14 protein-coding genes and 1 tRNA gene are annotated in these 22,408 nt (G+C 35.4%); 11 read left to right on the forward strand and 4 right to left on the reverse strand.

Annotated elements, in window-relative coordinates; genetic code table 11:
* Nucleotides 1-156: 156 nt before the first annotated feature.
* From UABHE_RS02870 to UABHE_RS02890, 5 genes are all read left to right on the forward strand, one after another.
* Nucleotides 157-231, forward strand: a tRNA-Pro gene (locus tag UABHE_RS02870).
* Between the two features lie 7 nt (nt 232-238).
* Nucleotides 239-1,717: a hypothetical protein gene (locus UABHE_RS02875; RefSeq protein WP_372368707.1), complete on the forward strand. Its 1,479-nt coding sequence runs from the start codon at nt 239-241 to the stop codon at nt 1,715-1,717.
* Between the two features lie 834 nt (nt 1,718-2,551).
* Nucleotides 2,552-4,705, forward strand: a complete 2,154-nt coding sequence (locus UABHE_RS02880) for a protein-disulfide reductase DsbD family protein (RefSeq protein ID WP_372368708.1) — start codon at nt 2,552-2,554, stop codon at nt 4,703-4,705.
* A gap of 2 nt (nt 4,706-4,707) precedes the next feature.
* Entirely contained in the window at nt 4,708-5,805 is a 1,098-nt protein-coding gene (gene amrS, locus UABHE_RS02885) for an AmmeMemoRadiSam system radical SAM enzyme (RefSeq protein WP_372368711.1), read from the forward strand.
* A gap of 70 nt (nt 5,806-5,875) precedes the next feature.
* On the forward strand, nt 5,876-7,927 hold the full coding sequence (locus tag UABHE_RS02890; protein WP_372368712.1) for a protein kinase: 2,052 nt from the start codon (nt 5,876-5,878) through the stop codon (nt 7,925-7,927).
* A gap of 177 nt (nt 7,928-8,104) precedes the next feature.
* On the opposite strand, the gene UABHE_RS02895 is transcribed toward UABHE_RS02890, so the two are convergent.
* The 4 genes from UABHE_RS02895 to UABHE_RS02910 form a co-directional block, all read right to left on the reverse strand.
* Nucleotides 8,105-9,784 (reverse strand): hypothetical protein, encoded by a 1,680-nt coding sequence (locus UABHE_RS02895; protein ID WP_372368713.1) that lies wholly within the window; start codon nt 9,782-9,784, stop codon nt 8,105-8,107.
* A gap of 166 nt (nt 9,785-9,950) precedes the next feature.
* A complete protein-coding gene (locus UABHE_RS02900; protein WP_372368714.1) occupies nt 9,951-11,594 on the reverse strand; it encodes an ABC transporter permease in 1,644 nt (547 codons plus the stop codon).
* Complete coding sequence (locus tag UABHE_RS02905) at nt 11,594-12,529, reverse strand: ABC transporter ATP-binding protein (RefSeq protein WP_372368715.1); 936 nt, start codon at nt 12,527-12,529, stop codon at nt 11,594-11,596. The genes UABHE_RS02900 and UABHE_RS02905 overlap by 1 nt, the downstream gene beginning before the upstream one ends.
* Nucleotide 12,530: 1 nt before the next feature.
* Nucleotides 12,531-14,396, reverse strand: a complete 1,866-nt coding sequence (locus tag UABHE_RS02910; protein ID WP_372368716.1) for a hypothetical protein — start codon at nt 14,394-14,396, stop codon at nt 12,531-12,533.
* A gap of 248 nt (nt 14,397-14,644) precedes the next feature.
* On the opposite strand from UABHE_RS02910, the gene UABHE_RS02915 reads away from it, so the two are divergent.
* From UABHE_RS02915 to UABHE_RS02940, 6 genes are all read left to right on the forward strand, one after another.
* The gene (locus tag UABHE_RS02915; RefSeq protein ID WP_372368717.1) at nt 14,645-17,935 is read left to right on the forward strand and encodes a tetratricopeptide repeat protein; all 3,291 of its coding nucleotides are present in this window, start codon (nt 14,645-14,647) and stop codon (nt 17,933-17,935) included.
* A gap of 44 nt (nt 17,936-17,979) precedes the next feature.
* On the forward strand, nt 17,980-19,077 hold the full coding sequence (locus UABHE_RS02920; RefSeq protein ID WP_372368719.1) for a tetratricopeptide repeat protein: 1,098 nt from the start codon (nt 17,980-17,982) through the stop codon (nt 19,075-19,077).
* A 220-nt stretch (nt 19,078-19,297) separates the two neighbouring features.
* Complete coding sequence (locus UABHE_RS02925) at nt 19,298-20,029, forward strand: MotA/TolQ/ExbB proton channel family protein (RefSeq protein WP_372368720.1); 732 nt, start codon at nt 19,298-19,300, stop codon at nt 20,027-20,029.
* Nucleotides 20,030-20,048: 19 nt separating this feature from the next.
* The gene (locus tag UABHE_RS02930) at nt 20,049-20,501 is read left to right on the forward strand and encodes an ExbD/TolR family protein (RefSeq protein ID WP_372368721.1); all 453 of its coding nucleotides are present in this window, start codon (nt 20,049-20,051) and stop codon (nt 20,499-20,501) included.
* 16 nt (nt 20,502-20,517) lie between these two features.
* Complete coding sequence (locus UABHE_RS02935) at nt 20,518-21,018, forward strand: ExbD/TolR family protein (protein ID WP_372368722.1); 501 nt, start codon at nt 20,518-20,520, stop codon at nt 21,016-21,018.
* Nucleotides 21,019-21,455: 437 nt separating this feature from the next.
* Nucleotides 21,456-22,382, forward strand: a complete 927-nt coding sequence (locus tag UABHE_RS02940) for a hypothetical protein (RefSeq protein ID WP_372368723.1) — start codon at nt 21,456-21,458, stop codon at nt 22,380-22,382.
* Nucleotides 22,383-22,408 lie beyond the last annotated feature (26 nt).

Consider the following 22,408-nt stretch of genomic DNA (forward strand, 5'->3'; position numbering starts at 1 on the left):
TCTTTAACGTTCTAAGTGGTTACTTTTAACTTCTTTAAAATATTTTTCAAAAAAAATAGCGTTTTAAAATATTGATACAAAACGTCTTAGGTAAAACTTTCTTATTTTTTATTTTTTTGTATTGATTTTTAAATTACTTCATCTATAATTACGGGCCGGGGTGTAGCTCAGCTTGGCTAGAGTACTTGGTTTGGGACCAAGGGGTCGCTGGTTCGAATCCAGTCACCCCGATACTATAATGAAACATTTCTATAAAAACACAAAAAACTTCCGCAAAAACACAGAAGCATTATCCTCATACATTATACATCAACGTTGGTATCGAGGGAAATCACAATCCAACCACAACATTTCTATCGATGATGTTATTGAAATTGCAAATGAACAATATATTTTTATTGTAACGGCAAACAATTCTATAAAACATAAATACATTCTTTTTCTAATTCTCTCTGAACAAAAACAACAAAATTCTATGTTTAATTTATATATAGATAATAAACAATTATTTGTTTATGATGGATGTCAAAATGAGGAATATTGTAATAATCTGTGGAACATAATACAATTTCCAGATACATATCGTAATTTGAGTAGCTTTATTATTCATCAAAATTTAGATCTCTCAATTAACAACTCAAAACTGCAAGATATTGAGCAGAGCAATACGAACATCATCTATGATGATCGCTTGTTACTCAAAATATTTAGGCAACCTCAACCTGGCACCAATCCTGATTTAGAAATAAATGTCTTTTTAAGCGAACAAGGTTTTTGTCACGTACCAAAAACAGTCGCTGCTATTCGTTATACATCAGACAGTGGTAAAATTTTCGATATTGCTATTGTCCAAGAATTAGTGAAAAACGCTAAAGATTGCTGGGAGCATACCGTCGATTTAGCAAGTAAGTTTTTAGTCCAAAATCGCGAAGAAAATTTAGCACAACGTTCGATTTTTAGCAGTTTAAAAACAATACCAAGCACAATGGAGTTATCCGCTAATTTTGCCAAATTACTAGGGCAACGAACAGCCGAACTTCACCTAGCACTTACTAATACTAATGACAATGCTGATTTCACGCCATCAAAAATCGATAATCTTTATTTACTAAATCTATATAAAGGTTTTTGTGGTATATTGCAAGAGGTTGTCGATACATTAGAGAATAGTGATATGAGGACTAATCACAATGTCATTAAATTTCTTGAGGCAAAGAATTATCTACAAACGCACTTTGAATCGTTGACAACGATAAAAACAGAGGGATTCCGTATTCGCTGCCATGGAGACTATCATCTTGGACAAATTTTAAAGTTAGAAACAGACATTGTTATTCTAGACTTTGAAGGCGAACCACTTCGTCCCATAGAAGAAAGGCGCCAAAAACAATCTCCTTTTAAAGATGTAGCAGGAATGATTCGTTCTTTTAACTATGCTGGATTTAAAGCCGCCATGGATTTAGGAACTACAGATATCTCTCGTGCAAACTATTGGGGGAATATTGTTTCCACAACATTTTTAAGTGAATACCTGAAAGTCGCTGAAAGTGGAAAGTTTTTATCGCAGAATAAACAACAACAAAGAGTTCTACTACAATTATTCTTGTTTGATAAAGCTCTTTATGAATTGAAATATGAATTGAACAATCGCCCTGACTGGGTTCATATACCACTATCTGGTATAATCTCATTATTAAATGATGTCATCGAAAAATAATTAGTTTTACCTAGCTCAACAAACAATTGAGTTCTCAGAAGCTTTACTTCAAGTATTCGTATATTAAAGACCTCGACTTCAGTACCTAAATACATTCAGTGGTACAATTTTTGGTTGAATGCCCTTAAATTAGGGCGTGTCATCATTCAATACAGATAAAAATATAACGGATTCATTTAATGATACGCCAGTAGTATTGAGCCCGAGCCCGTTTGCGAGCCCGCGCCCGAAAACTTTTTGAGAGCGACAGAAAGTGATTTATTGGTTCAATACTAGTTTTTTGCGATGGAAAAAGAAACTTTGCTTCTTTGATAAATTGTTAGTGAAAGTTTCGGAAACGGGCTCGCAAATGGGCTCGGGCTCGAAAACACACAATATTTTGAATGATGACACGCCCTAAGTAAAATTGACAAATTGCATAAAACTTTTACTACTCGCTTCCGTGATAGAGCTTTACTATAGTCTATTGCAAAGGTTACATTCATTATTTGAACGGCTGAATGCATTCTACTTCTCTCCTCTAAAATTGTACAAAAGAATTTTAGTTCTTTTAAAGGCATTATCTTTGGAATCTTTCCAGTATTATAAAGGATGAATGTCTTTACTTCTTTGGATTTTTTAGTTTGAAAGAGTGGTGAATTCGCACTATTTTCCTATGTAAGTTATCAATAAACTTGACGACTAATAACAAAAATTGATTTACTTACAATGTTTTGTCAAATAAAGTACGCATTTTCCTTTTCTTATTATTCAATTTTATGAGTACGTTTTGAGAAAGCGCTGCTTACAAAGATCCAAGTAAAACTCCTGAAATCATTCAGAAAGGATTTTCTTATGAAGATACTATGGTTGTGCATTATCTTACTACTACCGTGCTTACAAGCGCAATTTGATATGCCAGATCCTGTAGATGCAGAACTTATTTCGCAACAACAAACCGTTGAGCCTGGCTCCTCGTTTTGGGTTGCTGTTAATTTGAAAATAGAAGACCACTGGCATACCTACTGGCGAAATCCTGGGTCTTCAGGTTTGCCTACAACTATTAAGTGGACACTACCAAAAGGAGTGACAGCGAGTGATATTCATTGGGCAACACCACAGTGGATAAAATCAAGTGGTTTAGTCTCTCTTGCTTACGAACACGAAGTAGCGCATCTTGTCAAGATATCAGTGGCAAAAAACTTTGCCGAGAAAACCCTTAAACTTAGTGCGGCAGTAGATTGGTTAGTTTGTTCAGATGTCGGCAAACTTGCTGGTTGTTATCCTGGCGATGCTAAATTGACAACATCTGTTGCAATAGGTAAGTCGCAAGAAAGCGATAAAAACAAAAAGTTTTTTAGTAAAGCCCATGCGCAATTACCAAAAACAAATGACAAGTGGCAAGTTTTAGCTAGTCGTGACAATAAGACTGTACGAATATTTCTTGTTGATGGTAGCAGTGCACAACAAAAATATGAAAATATGACGTTTTTTCCTCACCAAGAGTTCTTTAAACTAGAATCACCACAAAAATTTTCTTATGAAAATGGGGTGTATGTTATTGAAACTGAACTTGCAAGTACTGCTCCCAAAAAACTAAAAGAGGCTTTTGGAGAGATAAAGCTTGCAAATGGAAATTTACTGATATCAGTGGGAGTTATCAACCAAAAACTAGATTCGCAACAAGTAAAAGACTTAGTGAAAAACGGTGGTATTGACAATCTTTCAACTACAGAGAGCTCTGATATTCTCGCAATATTATTTAATGTGTTTTTCGCATTTTTAGGCGGAATTATACTTAATGCAATGCCTTGTGTCCTTCCGGTAATCTCATTGAAGATTTTTGGATTCATTGAAGATGCCGGAGGAGACAAAAGTAAAATTTGGAAAAGTGGTCTTGCTTTTACAGCAGGTGTTTTGGTGTCTTTTTGGATATTAGTTGGACTTTTATTTGCAATACGTGATTTTGGTCTTTTTGGTATAGAAGGTGCTGGATGGGGATATCAATTACAATCTCCTACTTTTGTTATTGCTTTAGTTATGGGCATAGTTTTGTTTTCATTGAACTTATTCGGCGTATTTGAAATTGGAACTTCACTAACAAGTGTTGGAAGCCAAACTAAGAAATCAGGGCTACTTTCATCGTTTTTGACAGGTGTGTTTACTACTATTATTGCGACACCATGTAGTGCTCCATTTATGGCAGCAGCGGTTGGTTTTGCAATGGCTCAAACTACAATAATTGGATTTTCTATTTTTACATCTCTTGCTTTAGGATTGGCATTCCCTTATCTAATGTTGTCTTTTTTTCCAAGTTGGTTAAGTGTACTACCGAAACCTGGGCGCTGGATGGAATCTCTTAAGAAATCTTTAGCGTTTCCTTTATTGGGAGCAGCAGTATGGCTATTTTCTATTTTTGTGGTACTGATGGCCGAAAACGTTGCACAAGCAGAATATGTTGTATTCTACGGCTTAGCAGGTGCCTTTTTTCTAACACTTGCCGCTTGGATTTATGGTCGTTGGGGAATGGTCGGTAGCAAAAAACGTCCTCAAGGAATTGCTTACACTTTGATATGTGCTGCCGTAACAATTTATTGTTGTTATGCTTCTTTAAATCCACCATTTGAAACTTGGGTAAAGTTTTCACCGCAAAAAGTTGAACAACTGTTAGAAGAAGATAAACCAGTGTTTATTGACTTTACAGCTTCGTGGTGCATTACTTGCCAAGCAAATAAAAAAAATGCCTTACGTACAGATAAAGTAACTGAGCAATTTGCAAAATATGGCGTGGTAACAGTGACAGCTGACTGGACAAAGCGCGATAAAGTGATTGGCGATTACTTGCAAAAATTTGGAAGAAACAGTGTTCCTTTATATCTGCTTTATCATGGCAAGAGCGGTGAATATACAATATTACCACAATTACTTACCACAAGTATTGTTATTGAGGCTCTTGAGAAAAATCTAATTTTGCCACAAAAAGAAAAGCCAGAGGAGTTGAAAAAATAAAAATGAGCATTGAACAAAATTCCTACACAGTACCAGGAAGATATTGGACAATGCTAGACAACGGCAAAGTTCGCTGCGATCTTTGCCCACGTTATTGTAAATTACAAGAAAACCAGCGCGGACTATGTTTTGTCCGCGCTCGCAAGAACGATCAAGTGGTCTTGACGACATATGGTCGTTCAAGTGGTTTTTGCGTTGACCCTATTGAAAAAAAGCCACTCAATCATTTTCTTCCTGGCACTCCTATTCTTTCATTTGGTACAGCAGGTTGCAATCTCACATGTAAATTTTGCCAAAATTGGGATATTAGTAAATCGCGACAAATAGATACTCTTGCTGATAGCGCTTCGCCACAGCTCATTGCTAAAGCAGCACAGGAACTGGGATGTTCAAGTGTTGCTTTTACTTATAATGACCCTGTTATCTTTTTAGAATACGCGGTAGATGTCGCCAAAGAATGTCGTAAATTGGGTATCAAAACTGTTGCGGTAACCGCAGGAGAGATATGCGAAGAACCCCGCCGTGAATTCTTTGATCACATTGATGCTGCTAATGTTGATTTAAAAGCTTTTACACAAAAATTTTACAAGGAAATTTGTACAGGAGATTTGCAAACAGTTCTTGATACACTAGTTTATTTAAAGCATAATACCAATGTATGGTTTGAAACAACAACCTTGCTAATTCCAGGAGAAAATGATTCTTCGCAAGAAATCGACGCTATGACATCTTGGGTCGTTGATAATCTCGGTCCTGAAATTCCCATGCATTTTACTGCTTTTCATCCTGATTGGAAAATGTTAGATAAACCGCGTACACCTCCAGAAACACTATCTATGGCTCGCGAAATTGCCATAAAAAATGGCGTTCGTTATGCTTACACTGGTAATGTTCATGATAAGAAAGGTGGTAGTACGATTTGTCACCATTGTGGGGAATCACTTATTGTCCGAGATTGGTATGTGCTCCACAAGTGGAATTTGCAGCAAGATGGGCTTTGTAAAAACTGTAAAGTGAAGTGTGCAGGTGTTTTTGAAGAAAAACCTGGGAACTGGGGAACTAAGCGTTTACCTGTACGTCTAAAAGATTTTGTTGTCTAAAATCTTAGAAATATTATGTTGAAAAAGATTACCATTTTTACTGTTCCTTAGCCCGAACAAGGAGAAGTGTATGTCCACAAATCAAAATCGACACAAGGAAAAGCAAAAAAGTCAAACAGTAGAAACGTTATTTACTACTTCACAAAACCTTGTAGATTCAGAAGAAAATCAAGAATTAGCAACACAACATACGATGATTGATAATTCTCAATTGCACACGCCACCAGCGAAAACAGAGCATACGATTGTTGAAAATAAGACAGCGCAAACGCAGCAAACAGTTCTATTCAATTCTCAGGAACGAATTGATTGCGAAGAACGAACGCGACAAACAATAGTTCAAAAAGATTCACTACAAACAAAATTGCCTGCTGTTTTTGCAGAAAAATACGAAGTATTAGGTATTTTAGGTTCTGGAGCAATGGGAAAAGTATTTAAAGCTCTAGATAAAACTTCTAATCAACAAGTGGCCATTAAAGTAATCCACAAAAGTCAGGAAGATTCTCAGGATATAGTGAAGCGGTTTTATCGCGAATCAAAATTACTAGAGAAGTTAAATCATCCTCATATTATTAAGATTTATGAACAAGGAGAATATGAAGGACAACCTTATTTTGTCATGGACCTTGTACAGGGAACAACTTTAACAGCTGTATTGAAACAAAAAAATTATCCACTAAGACGCAAATTATCTTTATTAATCCAAGTGCTTGAGGCAGTTGATTGTGCTCATAACGAAGGTGTCATTCACCGTGATTTAAAACCAGACAACATAATGGTGACTCCAAAAGCAAAAGCCCTTGTTATGGATTTTGGTATCGCACGCGATCAAGATGATCAAAACGCAACTAAATTAACAAAAACTGGCATGTTAGTAGGAACACCTCTTTATATGTCTCCAGAACAAATTAACGGAGAGAAAGTAACAGATGCCAGCGATATTTATACCTTGGGTGTTATTATGTATGAAATCATTACTGGAAAAGTCCCTTTTTGCGGAAATCTTAGCAAGATTATGTGGCAAGTAGCTCACAGTGATCCTACCCATCCTCGCGAAGTGTCCAACAATATAGCTAAAGATTTATCAAAAATATGTTTGAAAGCTATGGCAAAAGAACAAGAGGAACGTTATACAACAGCAAAGGCTATGGCAGACGATATCAGGTGTTATTTAAAGGGGCAAAAAATATCTGCTAAATCTTCTTTTGGTGTAAAAAAATGGGTCTCTAAAAATCGTAATTCTTTACTGTTACCATGTGTGGTTTTGATTGTAGGACTTATATTTTTAAGTCAAAACAAAGACAAAATAACAGGCGAAAATAATGTGGTAGAAAATGATGGGCAAAATTTAGAAAACTCTGTAACAAAACGAAATGATACTGTTAACGATAAGCATCCAAAAGATAAGTTTGGTAGACCACACGACGACGGACCACATGGTCAAAATAAACACCCACACAACGACAGACCACACCACGACAGACCACACGATAACGGACCACATGATAAAAATAAACATCCACACGACGACAGACTACATGATCAAGAGCCAAATGACGAAGACAAACATTCAGAAGATGGGAGACTGCATAAAGAACCGCACCATAAAAATAAACGCCCAGGTAGATCACATGACAAAGAACTACACGACGAAGATAAACAGCCCAGAAATAATTTTGGCAGACATCATGGCAAAAATAAACGCTCAGAAAATAGTAGATTGCATGATAGAGATAAACGCCGTAATAAACTTGACAAGCCAATAGATGAAGAGTTTTTCGATGAAGAACTCGAAGATAATTTTGGCGAAGATAGACCACGTCGCCGTAGATTTGAAGATATAGAAGAGCGTGTAGATAAAAGATTTGAACGCGGTAATCGAAATGTAGATAAAAGATTCGAAAACGGTGAACACCCAAATCGACGTAATAGGCTTGGATCAATAGATAGAAAAAAAATATCTCGCAGCGAAATGCATAAATTAAATAAGCACTTTCGTTTTTGTAAAGAGTGTCACCATCTTTTGCGTAAAAACCGTATCAAACCAAGTCGTCCTCCGCGGTTAGCAAAATTACCAAAAGAAATCTTCTTAAAAATTAAAGCGCATGCTGAAAAAGAGTAAGATGCTACATGAAAATTGAAATAGCGATGTTTTTTACATTTGATAATGGAATTAAGAGACTTAGCTTTCCTTTCCCACTGGAGCTACGGAAAGGAAAGCTAAATCTTTTATCAAAAAATAATTGTGAGTTACGAATTTAGCGAGAATACATCGTTTTTTACGATGTTCTCTTCACAATTAATGACGTATGTAGTAAAAATAATCTACTTGCGGCATAAAACTTTCTCCTGCCTTAATTGTTTTTTTCCATTTCACAGTGGTGCTATTGTTTACGGCAGAACTACCACGGTAATTATTCCAATCTCTACTATTGTAAGCGTGTAGAGTTACGTTGCCATCATCTGAAGCTTGTGTTGCTTTACCACCAAAAGCAAAAATAATTTCAATATCAATTGCTCCACGTTTATTATTGCAAACATCTAATTTTGCTTGGTTGTTTACTTTTACATAGTGATATCCATCCCACTTCAAATCACGTGGTTGGCGTTTAGTTTCTTTTTCGTTAACAGTCCCCTGAATATCCACAGCGATAGTTACTGGTACGCGAACTTTACTTCCAGAAGATGTATATGTAAGAAGTTCTTGGGCTAGAGGTTGTTGACCTTGCATAATCATTGCTGCTCCGGTTGTCCACGGAAGTTCCGTATTGTTTAGCAATTCAATTTCATGCCAAATTTTATTCTCTGAAAACTCTAACTGCGTTCTATTTTTACTAGAGTAACTTAAATTATGCTTGATAGCAGCTTTCCACGTGTAAATATCGCGGTACTTAACCTTCGCGGTAAAGATATGAACTGCTGCACGTCCACCTTTTCGAATAGTGAGTTTCGGTAATTTGTAAACAAATAAATCCTGCGAACCTTTTGCTGTAAGTTCTGAAGGCAAAGTAACATTTCCACTTTGTTGCGAACGTTGAGGAGCGCTATATGCATTTATTTGTTGCAAACTAACTGCAGCATTGGAAAAAGAGTTTGTTCGATTTTGACGTTGAGAATTGCGTAATACATTGCGTAAAGTATTTTCTAAACTCAGAGGACTTACCGTATCGCGAAAACGAAAATTGGGAACACCTACCACTATATCCATTGGAACATCTAATAAATCTTCATTTTCATTGATAATTTCCGCTTGTAGTGAAATTGCGGCGATATTTTTGGGTTGCAAGTCAATGCGGTAAGAAGGAATCCAACGCATTCCAGGAGTAAAATACATTAGAGTAATGTTGTGTTTTTTATTTGCTTGTGCAAAATGAAAAGTCAGTTGTTTACGGCGCTCTTTGGTTTCGATCTTACGTTTTATTGTCGTTATCATATTGCGAACAAATAAACTACGAATTTGCGATACTGGTAGTAGCATGTCTCCTGTTTCGGTACGCAACACAAAATAAGAGCCTGAAATGCTTGAAATGGTTGCTTGTGAATTTTGCGTATTAAATACATTCTGTGACAAATTACTCACTGACTTACTTAGTAAAACACGATGAATTCTTCCTTCGTATTTTGTTTTATCATTCATGACTATTTTGCATTTTTTGCCTTTGTTTACTTCTAGAATTTCAACATACTCAGTACAAGTAAAATCTTTTTCTTCGGTTTTTGTAACTTCGCGCCACTCAGCATTTAAACTGGTAATATCGGCCTCTTTTGCTGTTGCCCATAGCGAACCAAGAACAGCTGATTGCGGGACGTCATAGCTTATGATTTCACCTTTATCATTAGAAGTTGCACTTCCTTTTTTCACAACGAGACAATAACCATCTTTAAAAACAATGACCCTTTGTGTTTTAAATTTAATATCAACTGCGCCAACAAAAATAAACGAGAATGAAACAACTGCAAGCAATGTATATTTATACATAATAGCGTCCTTAAGTAATCTTGTTGTAAGAAAAGTAACATCACGTACAATATACCATAGTATCAGAGTTTCTTTTGTAACAGGTTTGTAAAAGAAGATGTTAGTTTATGTGAGTTAAAGAAATCACAAGTGCATGACATAAAACGATGCACTTGTGGATACTACTTTATTTCATATTGAGAATTTCTTGTTCTTCTTCTTCTAATTTTTTCCATCGTTGTAGGGAAGATCTTCTATTTTGAAAATGAAAAATGACCCCAATAAACAAGTATATAAAAATGTGATAGTAGTGGAGAGGAATTTCATAGATCAAATAATTATAGTAAGTAGTTTTCAAATCCGCAACAGGAGCTAGGCTTAGTCCAAAACATAAGCTAGGTGATAAATATTGAAGATTAGCTAGGTTTGCACCAAAATAATTTTCTGCCTCCATGTAGAACAAAGCATAAAGAGGTAAAAGCACAACTAAAAATAATGAGATACAAAAAAGAATGGCGCGGCGAAAACCTGCTTGTTTAATTCGAAAAGATAAGAATGTTGAAAGCATACAAAAAAAGTAGGTAAAGCTAAAAACGACTAATCCTGAAATGGCTAGTTGCTCGATATAGCTATGAGTATATTTTTTAAAAAAACGATTATTTTTTATACCAAGTGATTCCACTAAAAACATAGTACCTACTAAGAAGATTAGCATCCACAAGATACTCATTGTACAGACAAAACGCCCTCCTCGGTAAGATCCGGGTCCTAAAAGGGTGATGAATAATTTCCAATTAAATATTTTCCGTATACGACCAGCTTTCAAATACTCCGATAAACGCTTCATAACAAATTTTTCTGGTACGGCATTTTCTCCTGCAAAGCCAATTGCCCCAATTAAGGAAAGTAGGCCTACTACCCCAAAGCAAAAACCACTGCTGACAATAATCATCTCATAATCTAGTTTTTGCCCTACAGAGAATATCGTGTTTATATAGTAGGTAAGAAAAATAGCAAGCAAACTTGTTCCGAATATTACAAAGTACGCCCTAAGAGCTGTGGAACGATTGTTTGCATAGGTACGTAGAGAATTTTTTGCAACTAGATAAGGAGCAAAGATGAGCGAAAAAAATAGAAAAGGTGGCATAATATAAATTGTAAGAAAAACGTTTAGGCTTCCATAACCACCAATACTGATAAAAAAGCGGCTAATTTCGGAGAAATACAAATAATCTACAAGTAAATAAAATAATACTGGTGAGACAAAACTGTTTAATACAATAATAACAACATAACTTGCAATAATAGCACGCGTTATAGTCTTATATATACTTGAAATAGCAAGACATAACATCACAATAAGAGCAGAATATGCAAACAAAACACCATATGTTATTGCAAGAAGATCAGGGGTTATTCCACCAAAAAGAAAAGCCATCATCACTACAGGCAGTGAAGAAATTAAAAACATTGCGCAGTGAGTAAATGCTGAAAGAAATTTTCCCCAAACGATATCAGAGGGAGATAAATTTGCTGTAACTAACAAATCGTATGTTTTGCCTTCTTTTTCCGAAATAATAGCGGTGCAACTAAAAGCTGGAAATACTAGACTAACAACAATGTATTGCATAATACTAAAAATCATAAATAAACTTTTACCTATACTTGCTGTTGCCATGCGTTCCATTGACATAAAGAAAAATCCCAGTAGCATAGCGCCGATCATAAGTAATATTGTAAGATTAAAAGTATAAAGAAAGCGTTTCGTGCGTAAGTGGGACCGCAACCCAAGTAAATGAATAGGGTTTATATATTTATCAAAGAATTCCATTAGCTAACCTCTCCTTGGGTTACCCTCATAAAAATATCTTCTAAATTACTTTGTGAAGATGTCACCTCTGTAATAGGAATATCGGCATTAACCAAGTTTTTTATTACTAAATACAAGTTTTCTGTTTGTCCAGAATATTCAATTAAAATAGAATCATTTTCGTTGTGAACATTTATAATTTCATCGGTATTTTCTAATACGTTAAGCGCTGTTTCTATTTTCTCTTTGCTATGAATTTTGATGCGTACTTCTGTGTGATTTTTGCTAGAGAGTTGTGAAATCGTTTGTAGATTTCCACTTACAACTAAACCTCCTTTTTCAACAATTGCAACTGAATCAACAATATCCGAAAGTTCTGTTAGTATGTGACTTGAGATAAAGACAGTTTTGTTCATATTGCGTAGTTCTCTAAGAAGTGAGCGAAATTCAATACGAGCTCGCGGATCTAAACCAGCAGCAGGTTCGTCTAATATCAAAACATTTGGGTTGTGTAATAAAGTCTTTGCAAGACAAAGTCTTTGCTTCATTCCTTTTGATAGAGAAGAAACAAGCTTTGATTCTAGTTTTTGCAAGTCTGTCAATTCCATACAACCTTTTATTGTACCTGTACGGTTTTTTGGTGGAATACGATAGGAACGAGCAAAAAAATCTAGAAATTCAAAAATAGTTACATTATCGTATGTACCAAAATAGTCTGGCATGTATCCCATCGCCATACGAACTTTTTCTGGATCAGTATAGACACAGTGTCCATCAATCCAAGCGTTACCGCTATCTGGCTGCAATAAAGTAGCCAACATTTTTATGGTAGTTGTTTTTCCAGCACCGTTGGGACCGATAAATCCAAATATCTCGCCAGAAGGTACTTCAAATGACAAATTGTCCACGGCTAAAAAATTACCAAAAATTTTTGTTAGGTTCTTCAACAAAATCATCTTAATTTTTCCTAGGTATGGGCATAAATAAAGCGCTTATTTTTTCAGTTATATTTATGCTTGGTTCTGTTTTTATGGGAGTCCAGTTTTCACGAAAAAGTAATATCACAAAATCGCGATTGTCACACTTTAAATAGTTTGTTATCTCTGTGTTGATAACTTTTGCCAAATGCGAAGAAATATTATCATCTAAAAGGTCTGTATTGTATCCATAATTGTTGAGCGTACGTAGTTTTTTATTGTAATGAAAAGTGGTTTTATTTGTACTGTTATTAGACAAATTATAGATTTCTCTAGTTTTGTATTTAACATAAAAACTCTTGATAATTTCAATATTGTTCTCACCTTTATCAATTACAATATCATTGCCTTGTTTGTTGAGAACAATAGCACTGCTATTGAACACTGTGTCTATACGAAAAAACTTTGTCTCCCATAAGTTAATAGGATAATTGTGTATAAAGAGTCCTTTATCTTGTTTATACTTAAGATTTTCGCTTCCTTCACTAAATATTTTAGTAACAATAGATTTTTCTTTCCCTTGAATTCGATAGAGGTTTTTAGCTCCTGATGAAATAGCTAAGAATTCTTTACTATAATATTTATTATTTTCTAATGGATAATAAATTGAAATTTGCTTCCCTATATTGGAAACACCTTTGGAAAAAAAACCATAAAATAACACAACAGCGCAAAATACTAAAGCAATTGCAGGTATGCTAAAAATCAGATACAAGGTTTTGTTTCTTTTTCTTAGAAATGTAAAGTTAATAGGACCGATGAATAAAAAATATAAAATCATCATTATGATAATTAAACTAAGTATAGGTGCACGTTCTTTTGTAAACATTGCTTGATCAATATAACTGTTTTCACTCCCCAGTTTAAAAATTTTTTCATGCACTGAAGGTGTTTTTTGTTTAGGTAAACATTGCAACCAAAAATTACTGGTAGACTCTGAACGAGCGTAGGTTTTTAGATCAACTCCAACATATGTTATTGAGCCATAATTGTAGTCTAATTTCCAAAACAAGTCTTTGATAATCGCTCGTTGTTGCGGATGAGCAAAACGATATTGGGTTTTGGAAAAAACTAAATTTTCAAACGCCTTAGAAGTATGTGATTCAGTTGTAATTTCGTCCAGTTGAAAAAGGTGTTGCATAAATTTATTCTTTGATAGCCACAAATTACTGGCGCAACTGACGACTAAATGACCACCCATTTTTAACCAATTGAGTAGTGCTTGAGCCTTGTCGTTATTTACATCACCGAACTCTAAAAAAGGACGATCGCTATTTATAATAATGACATCAATATTCGAGTATTCTAACCAGTGCGATGGCAAGTCTTGTACCCCTATTTGTTCTATTTCTACAGTACGATACTGCTTTAAATCGCGACGCATCATCGGAGCAAGAAAGGAGGCATCGAAATGCTTTGGAGGGCAGATATACAAAATCCTTAGCGCATTGTAACCCGAACGAGGTTGAACACTTGAGCGTATGATTTTTCGACTATTAGCAAATACAAAAAATTTAATTTCATAAGTATTGGAACTAACCTCGCCATACAATCGAAAATAACGTCTACTACTTGGTAAAATTTCAATATCTTTGTCGATCGTTGTTTTTTTTCTCCAACTAGTAGAATGAGCTTGTAGAGAAATTGTTTGTTTTTTCCATGAACTGTTAGTTACTAATACACCAGATATGGTTATATATCCTCTTTCTGATGACGAGAAATTGGTTATGGCTTTGAGGTTTTCAATCTTTAAATTGTTTTTTGAAGATGTCAAATTTTCATACGACATGCTTTGGCTACAACAAAAAGAAAGAAATAAGTAATTTAATAATAATATTGTTCTCATTAGAACTTTCCCAAAAATATTACGTTTGAGTTATAAGGGACGCTCCCATAGAATGGAGACACCATTGTTTTATTCAAGTAAAACTACATTTCATTTTGTAATGTAGTTTCAGAGAACTGTACTCCTTAAACAAAGTATTCATATTTCGAAATAAAAAATAACAGTACAAAAGAATATTGCATTCTAAACAGCTAGAAATTATAATCAAAAATCCACCGACTGCTAACTTTATTTTAGAAAGGCAACAGATGATTCGAAAATTTATTGTATGTGTTTTTGCCATTTGCAGCTTAAACATTTACGCGAACGATGGGGTTATAAATGGTCGCGACGATGTTGAATTCGCAAAGGCCTTAGCTCGTAGTGGATATTATGATTTAGCAGAAGATATCCGCCAGCTTATCCAACAAAAAGGTTCTAGGCAACAACGTAAAGAAACAGAATTACTGAGATGTTTATTTATTAAAGAAAAAGCTCAGCGTGAACCTGACCCACAAAAAAAGAAAAACACATATAGCGAAGCTATACAATGTTACGAAAGTCGCCTCGGATCTGTTGGCGGAATTGAAAATGCAAAGTTAAAATTAGAGCTTGCCGATTTAATGGTAACACAAGCACAAGAAATTATTGAAGAAAGTCGTCAAAAAAACGAACAGATCTCAGGAGTAAATGAAATACTTGCTGGTGCAGGAAAACGTTTTCGCGAAGTTAAAAGTGAATATGACGATGCAGGAACAAATCTCGAAGCAAAATCAGCAACTGTTCGCGACAAAGCAAACCTTCGTTATCATTCGTGGTATGGTTTGTGCCGCGTTTACTATTTTCAAGGACTAGCCGGTGGCCAAGGCAAGCTAGATATGTGTAGCAGTGAACTAGAAAACTACATGGGTGATTATGAAGGGCTTATTGGTTCTTACTACGCAATGCTACTTAACGGACTCGTTTTGCACGAGAAAGGTTCTTACGGTGACGCTATTATATTCTACGATGGAGTTTTACGCCCTCTTATGAATGTTGATCACCCCAAAGCTATAGAACTAAGTATTCAATCGTGCTACTATCAAATACAAACTTACAATAAATGGAAAAGATTTTCTAAATCTGCACAACTTGCCGGTGACTTTGAAAAACATATGAATGACAAGTTGGCAGTGAAGTTGGAACGCGAAAGCTATGGACAAGCACTCTTATTAGAATTAGGTAGAGCTTATGTTGGTCAAGGTGAATATGGAAAAGCTCTTAAAATAGCCGAAAAAATAGCTGGTCTGCAAACTTACTGGTCAATAGTTGCTAAAAGATTACTACTTGAGTGGGGAAAGTTAAGTCCGACGGCCTTACAAAATGCTAAAAATGCTCATTTAGTGGCGAGTGGACTTGCCAGTAAAGAAGAATATCACGAAGCTATTCTTGCTTATCTTAAGGTGATTAAGTATTCTAAGAAAAAGTCTGACATTGCTAAGTATGCTATTGATTCTTGGGAAAAGATGGGGCAACTTTATTGGCACCTTGGTTTATATCAAGAATCGGCAATGTGTTATGAAACATGTGCTACAAGTAAAAAATATCGCCTTAAAAAAGTAGTGGAAAAAAAGATAAATGGTAAAATTGTTGAACAAAAAATTAGTATTACCGCAAAATCCGCTTACTGGGCGTATCGCGGCTTCAAAGAAGCCTACAAGCAAACCAAAGATGGCTACTTAAAAAATAAATCAGATAAAATGCGTAATTATCTGGTTAAAAAATATAGTAATTCTCCTTATGCGAAAAACCTTTCCTATAGTGCGGCAGACGACAAAGAACGCATTGCTCGCTCCACAAAGAATTATGTTGCTTCTGCTAAGGCATACGAAAAAGCTGCTAATGCTTATCGTAGTGTTTCACCACAAGCAGATGCTTACGAACGTTCACTTGTGAATATTGGTAAGTGCTACTACAATGCAGCGAAGAAATATGAGCAAAAAAGTAAAACCTCAACAAAGAAGCCTGGCTCATTTCGTATGAATAATAAATCCGAAAGCCTATACAAACGCGCAGTTTCGGAACTTAAAAATTATCATACCTACACAAAACAAAATCGTTTATCTGATTTAGAACTTGATAAAAAATCTCGCCGTAAAGAAGCAATGGCAGAGTCCTTTTATTTCTTGGGACGTTCTTATTTAAGATTAAAAGATGTTGCTAGAGGAAGTAAGTATTTAGAGACACTATGTGAAAGATATCCAGAACAGTCTGACATGTTAGCACAAGCAACTTATCTACTTGTTAAATCAAACCTCAATGCTAATAATTTAAAAAAAGCAGAGAGCTTTATTAAACGTACAGAAAAAATATATGGCGCAAAAGGTGGTTCTTCCGCAAGCGCTATCTATCGCAGTGCTGCTTACAACCTGGCTGGAAGAAAATATTATTCTCTTGCTGCAAATGCTGACGAAAAATATGACGCTCTAAAAAAGAAAGACACTCTAGATCAAAAAGAACTAAAAAAAGCTTTGGATCTCAGAGTTGATTATTACACAAAAAGCGCTGATTATTTGAATAAATGGTATTTGTATCGCAGCAGCTTAAAAGTAAATTCATTGGACTGGATTGCTAGTACACAAGTGATCACTGCTAAATTGCTTAAAGAAACTGGACAAACACAAAAAGCAAATACAATGTTCAGTAGTGCACTTAAAGTATTTCGCAAGTGCCTTTCTCGTAATAAAGACCCTAAAAAAGAAAAAGAACTCCAAGAAAAAACAGCAGAATGTGCAATAGAAACAGGAAATTGGGAACAAGCAATTTATGTTTTTTATCCTATTTTTGCTCAAGACCGTATAGAACGCAAAGAGAAAAATGATTCTCAAACAGAAGATGCACTATACCTTGATTATTTATCGCGTATACTAGCAGGATTAGCGCAACAAGTGTCCTACAAAGACGCAGATAAACTACACAGTTTTTTGCAGACTTACCTCAGCAAGGAATTAGTAAGCGATATAAGTAAACATATTCCAACAAAAGTATCAGAAACAGTATTTTATAACGAATACATTCGCGCACAAATTATTATTGCCAAAGTAAATGACTCGGCTCTAAGTGATGGTGAGCGTAAAGAATTGTCTGATGAATTTAATAAGCAAAAAGATGAACTAAATCAAATCACAGAGGAAGAACGTCTTGATCGAGGTATTAAAACACTACAAGTGACATATCGCGACAAAGCTCTTAATCTCATTGAGGAAAAATTACCACAAAATTCAAAAGAAGCGCATGGAGATGCTGGACAACGTATCAAAAATATGTGTCTTTACTTATCATATGACTACACATCTAAGCTTCTCGATCGCCTATCTCCATATCAAAATCCACAAGTTCGCTTTGGAAATTACGATAACCCACAGTGGTGGGAAACAAAATATCGTCAGTTTCTCATTTTGCAGTTACGTGGAGAAGGAGCAAGAGTCAAAGGGCTTATTAAAGCACTACGCCTCAATCAACGCAAAATGGGTGGACCTGTTTATCAAAGGAAATTTCAAGAACTGTCAGAACGTTCTTAGACAAAGAAAAGGAGGCTACATAAGTGGTAACTCTCAGGATAAATATGACAAGATTAGTTCAATGTCTGATCTTTATGTTAATTGCGATCCATATTGTATCGGCAGATACAATATATTTCAAAAATGGTACGTCGCGTACAGACGTAAAGATCATCAAGGATAGCTACGCAAAAATTGCTTACGAATTGCGAAAGCGTACTGTGTCTGTGCAAACAGAAAGAGTAGATTGGATAGAATATTCCGATAGTCCTCAAGAACTTATCGCAGGTAGAGGAGCTTTAAACAAGGGTGATTACGAAGGAGCTGTTTCATTGATAAATAGCGCTGCAGAAGCTGCTAGTTTACCGCCGGCTGCAGGACCTTGGTTTTTTGTTTATAGTAACTATCTTTTAGGTAAAGCGTATCAAGGTTGGGCAGATAGTGATCCTCAACAATCTGATTTGTATAAAACTGCTATTAAGCATTACCAAGACGCTGCATCTAAACCCGAAAGTCGTTACCTACATGAAAGTTATTTTGGTATTGCACAGTGTTACATTAATTTAAAAGAGTATAGCAAAGCTAGTCAATCTCTAAGTAAACTAGAAGCTGATGCTGGAAGAAATAGTTCTGACTACTGGAAAATACAAGCAACATTATGGCAAGGCCACAAATCTCTTGCCCAAAAAAGTTTTACTTCTGCCGTTAGCAAATATCAACGTGCGCAATCCTTAGCAAGTAAAAAAGAGTTGACCAAATTGGAACGCGAAGCAGCAATTGCCATTGGTAATTGTTACATCCAAGATAAAAAGTTTTCTCGCGCCAAAAGCCATTTTGAAAGCTTAAAAGACGCAGCAGAAAAAAATGATTACGAGCTTCTTGCTGCCGTTGAAAACGGCCTTGCTATGAGCCTTCTAGAAGAAGGAAAAATAACTTCGGCAAGGCGAAAAGCACTTAATGTTATTCTTGACTATTTTGAGGCAGAAGAAGAGCGCCCGCAAGCTCTGTTTATTGCTGGTTTGTGTAATGAAAAAGCTACAAAAGAGAAGAATCACTTAAAAAGAGCACAAGCATGCTACCGATTTCTAACCCAAGGTTATCCAGGTAATCCTTGGACAACAAAAGCACTGCGCCGGTTACAAAAAATTACGCAACAAGAATAAAATCATTGCAGTGTTATTGTCGTACTGATACAATAGAAAAACATGTACTTTTTTGGTCGCTGCCCAAAAAATAAGTGACTTAATAAAAAAATTATGTAGGGATATCTCTCTTGTACAATAGATACTTTTTTAAGTCACTTAATACTTTTGCTAGGTAGTTTTATCAGGTAATTCTGTAAAGAAATTTTTACAGAAAGTTCATTTATATAGAAAGGCAGTCATGAGTAGCAAAAAACTGCTGTGGACAACATTATTATTGATAATGTCTCTATTTTGTGCAACCACTTTTTTAGGTGCACAAGACGACGCGGGTCTCGGAGAAGAATTCCAAGACGATTATACTCTATGGGGTCTTATAAAAGTTTCAGGTCCTATTGGATGGTTAATTATTCTTCTATCTGTTGCGACCTTAGCACTTGCAATTGAGCACTTAGTATCTCTACGCCGCGATAAGCTCATTCCTCCTGATCTTTTGCAAGAAATTGAAGATCTATTTGAAGAAGAGGCTTATGAAGAAGTCATGGAGACATGTGCTGCTGAACCAGGCTATTTCACAAATGTAATCGGTGCAGCATTACCACGAGTTAACTCTGGTTATGATTCTATGATGGAAGCTGTACAGAGCATAAGTGAAGAAGAGTCTGTAAAATTACAGCAGAAAATCTCGTGGATGCAATTGATTTCAGCTGTAGCTCCGATGCTTGGACTACTTGGTACTGTAACTGGTATGATTGGGGCTTTTAGCCAAATCGCAACCATGTCTGGTGCACCGAAACCAAAAGACCTTGCGAAAGGTATTTACCAAGCGTTAGTTACTACATGTCTTGGACTCATCGTAGCGATTCCTGCTATTGCCTGTTATTTTTATTTCCGTAATAAAGTAGTTCGTATTAGTATGGAAATTAATGGTATATCTGAAGAATTGCTAGAACGTTTTAGACAAGATGCTTAAAATGAAAAGGTAAAAAAATATGAAACGTCGCAAGTCTAAAGATATGGAAGATATCGAAATGGACATGACTCCCATGATCGACGTCGTCTTTAACTTAATCATATTTTTCATGTTAGTAACACAAATGGTAACTATTGAACGTGCAGAGTTAGAGTTACCAAGAGCAAGTAACGCAGAAGAAGAGGAAGTCGAAGACAAAAATCAATTTATTGTTAATATCCATCAAAAACCAGATGAAGAAGGTCGTTGGATTGAAACAAGTCTTGGTAAACACTCGTGGGCAGAATTGTCTCAACTTCTTTACGAAGAAGCGCAAGCCAAATTTAATGAAAACGAAAATATCTCAGATCGCCAGGTATTAATACGTGCAGACATTTTTACACCTTATCGTATGGTTCAACGTGTCATGATTGAGTGCTCAAAACAAAAAATTTACAAAGTTTCCTTTGCAACCAAAATACAATCTGAGTGATTAAGGAGTTTTTCACATGGCTGTTTCTCGATCTTTAGAAAAAATAGCAAACGAAAAAGCAGATATGGACATGACACCAATGATTGATGTCACGTTCTTACTGTTAATTTTCTTTATGTGTACTTTGCATTTTAAAGTTCTAGAAGGAATACTGCAAGCGCATTTACCCAAAGATCAAGGAATGCAGAACACATCAGCAGAAAAAGATCCTGAAGAACCTATCACCGTAAAAATATTAACATCTTCTAGAGATGTTACGGTTGTATGGGTTGGGAGCGAGCAATTTGAAGGTCAAAGAAAATTTACGCGTTTGTTTAACAAAATACGTAGCATTGTACAAGCAAGTCCCAATTCTAATCCACCAGTCGTTATTGATCCCGACATTGATGTTCCTTTTCAAGATATAATTTCAACGCTGAATGCCTGTCGTAGAGTAGATGAGACCCGAGAAGGGAAAAAACCTCTACAAGTTAAATTTGCGGCTAAAGCGCTCGATGACTTGGAAGATGAAAATTAAGAACTTTATATACAAAGTAGGGTGTCTCTGTTAAGGCGTGTGACACGCCCTGGTATTTGATATATGTTTATTATATATCAGTGCAACCAGGGACTCCTAATTTGGTAAAGTATTGTGTTTAGTCATTTTGATCTAACAATACTTTAAAATGTGTAATTGACAAAAGGAATAATGATTAGAGAAGTTTTAAATGAGTGGAAAAAATAGGACATGCTCTGGAAAGTCTTAAAATTATCAAATTTGGAAAAAGCAACTGTGTTGATTATTCTTTTCCGCTCATCTACTCAATTTTCCTAAAAATTTTCAGGCCACTTTAAATCGAATTTCCAGGAACAGTTTGCAAATGTATTTTACATTGACCTACTGTTTTTGCTTTGTGGTCGCAAACCTAAATCCCACCAAAATAACAAGTATTCCAATAACAATGAGGAAAATTTATGTCGCAAAATAAAACATCTATTGCATCGCGAAAAGAGTGGGTTTCCTTAGGCATTCTTTTCTTTATGGCCTGTGCGATAGGTACTTATATTGTATCTAATATCGAAAATGATATTAAAAAAATAAAAGACAGTTCTTCAAACGACTACGAAGACTTTGAGTTAGAATATGACAAAGAGAAACAACAACAAATAAAGCCAACAAAATTTGTGGAAAAAAAGTTTACAGAAGAAAATATTCTAGACTCAAAATATATAACGACTGAAGCCTATTATTATTTTGTTCACAAGCTTCTTTTTACGACTAATAAACAAATTGAAGAACAAACAGATCCTAATCTTGGATGGCGCAATTTAATAAAAATTAAAGAACGCGATCAATTGCGTGGAAAATTTATGCGCATTAAGGGAGAGCTAGTAAAACTAGACAAAGAAGTCTTAAAAGGAAAATACGCAGACAAGCGAAATATTAAAGGCCTAGTGGTGTGGCGCGGCGTTATTTTCTCTTCCGATGGTCGCCTGTATTTATTTACTATTACTGATCCGCCAGAAGGTATCAAGAAAGGACAAGCTGTTGAACTGTACGCGATGTTTTTCAAAATATGGATTTATGAAACAACGTCCGGTGGTGAAGCAAAAAACCCATACTTTTTGGGAAAAAATGTTAAATTAATACCACAAGTTCAAACACATCAACAAAAGAAAATAACTGTAGTTTTTCTCCTCATATTTGCAATTACTTGTATTTTACTAGGGTATGGAATTGTTGTAGAACGACAACAAGCGAAAAAATTTAGCAATGCTTATGCTGAACGAAAATTAAAGCGTCTGAAAGAAAAGCGCGAAAAGCGTGAGAAAAAAGTTGGTGAGAAAGACGAAAACGAGAAAGACGAAAACGAGAAAGATGAAGATAAAGATATCTCGTAGAATTCTCTTTAACAGCCGTGTATAGG

Source organism: Candidatus Uabimicrobium helgolandensis, assembly GCF_041508025.1.
GTDB classification, from domain to species: Bacteria; Planctomycetota; Uabimicrobiia; order Uabimicrobiales; family Uabimicrobiaceae; genus Uabimicrobium; species Uabimicrobium helgolandensis.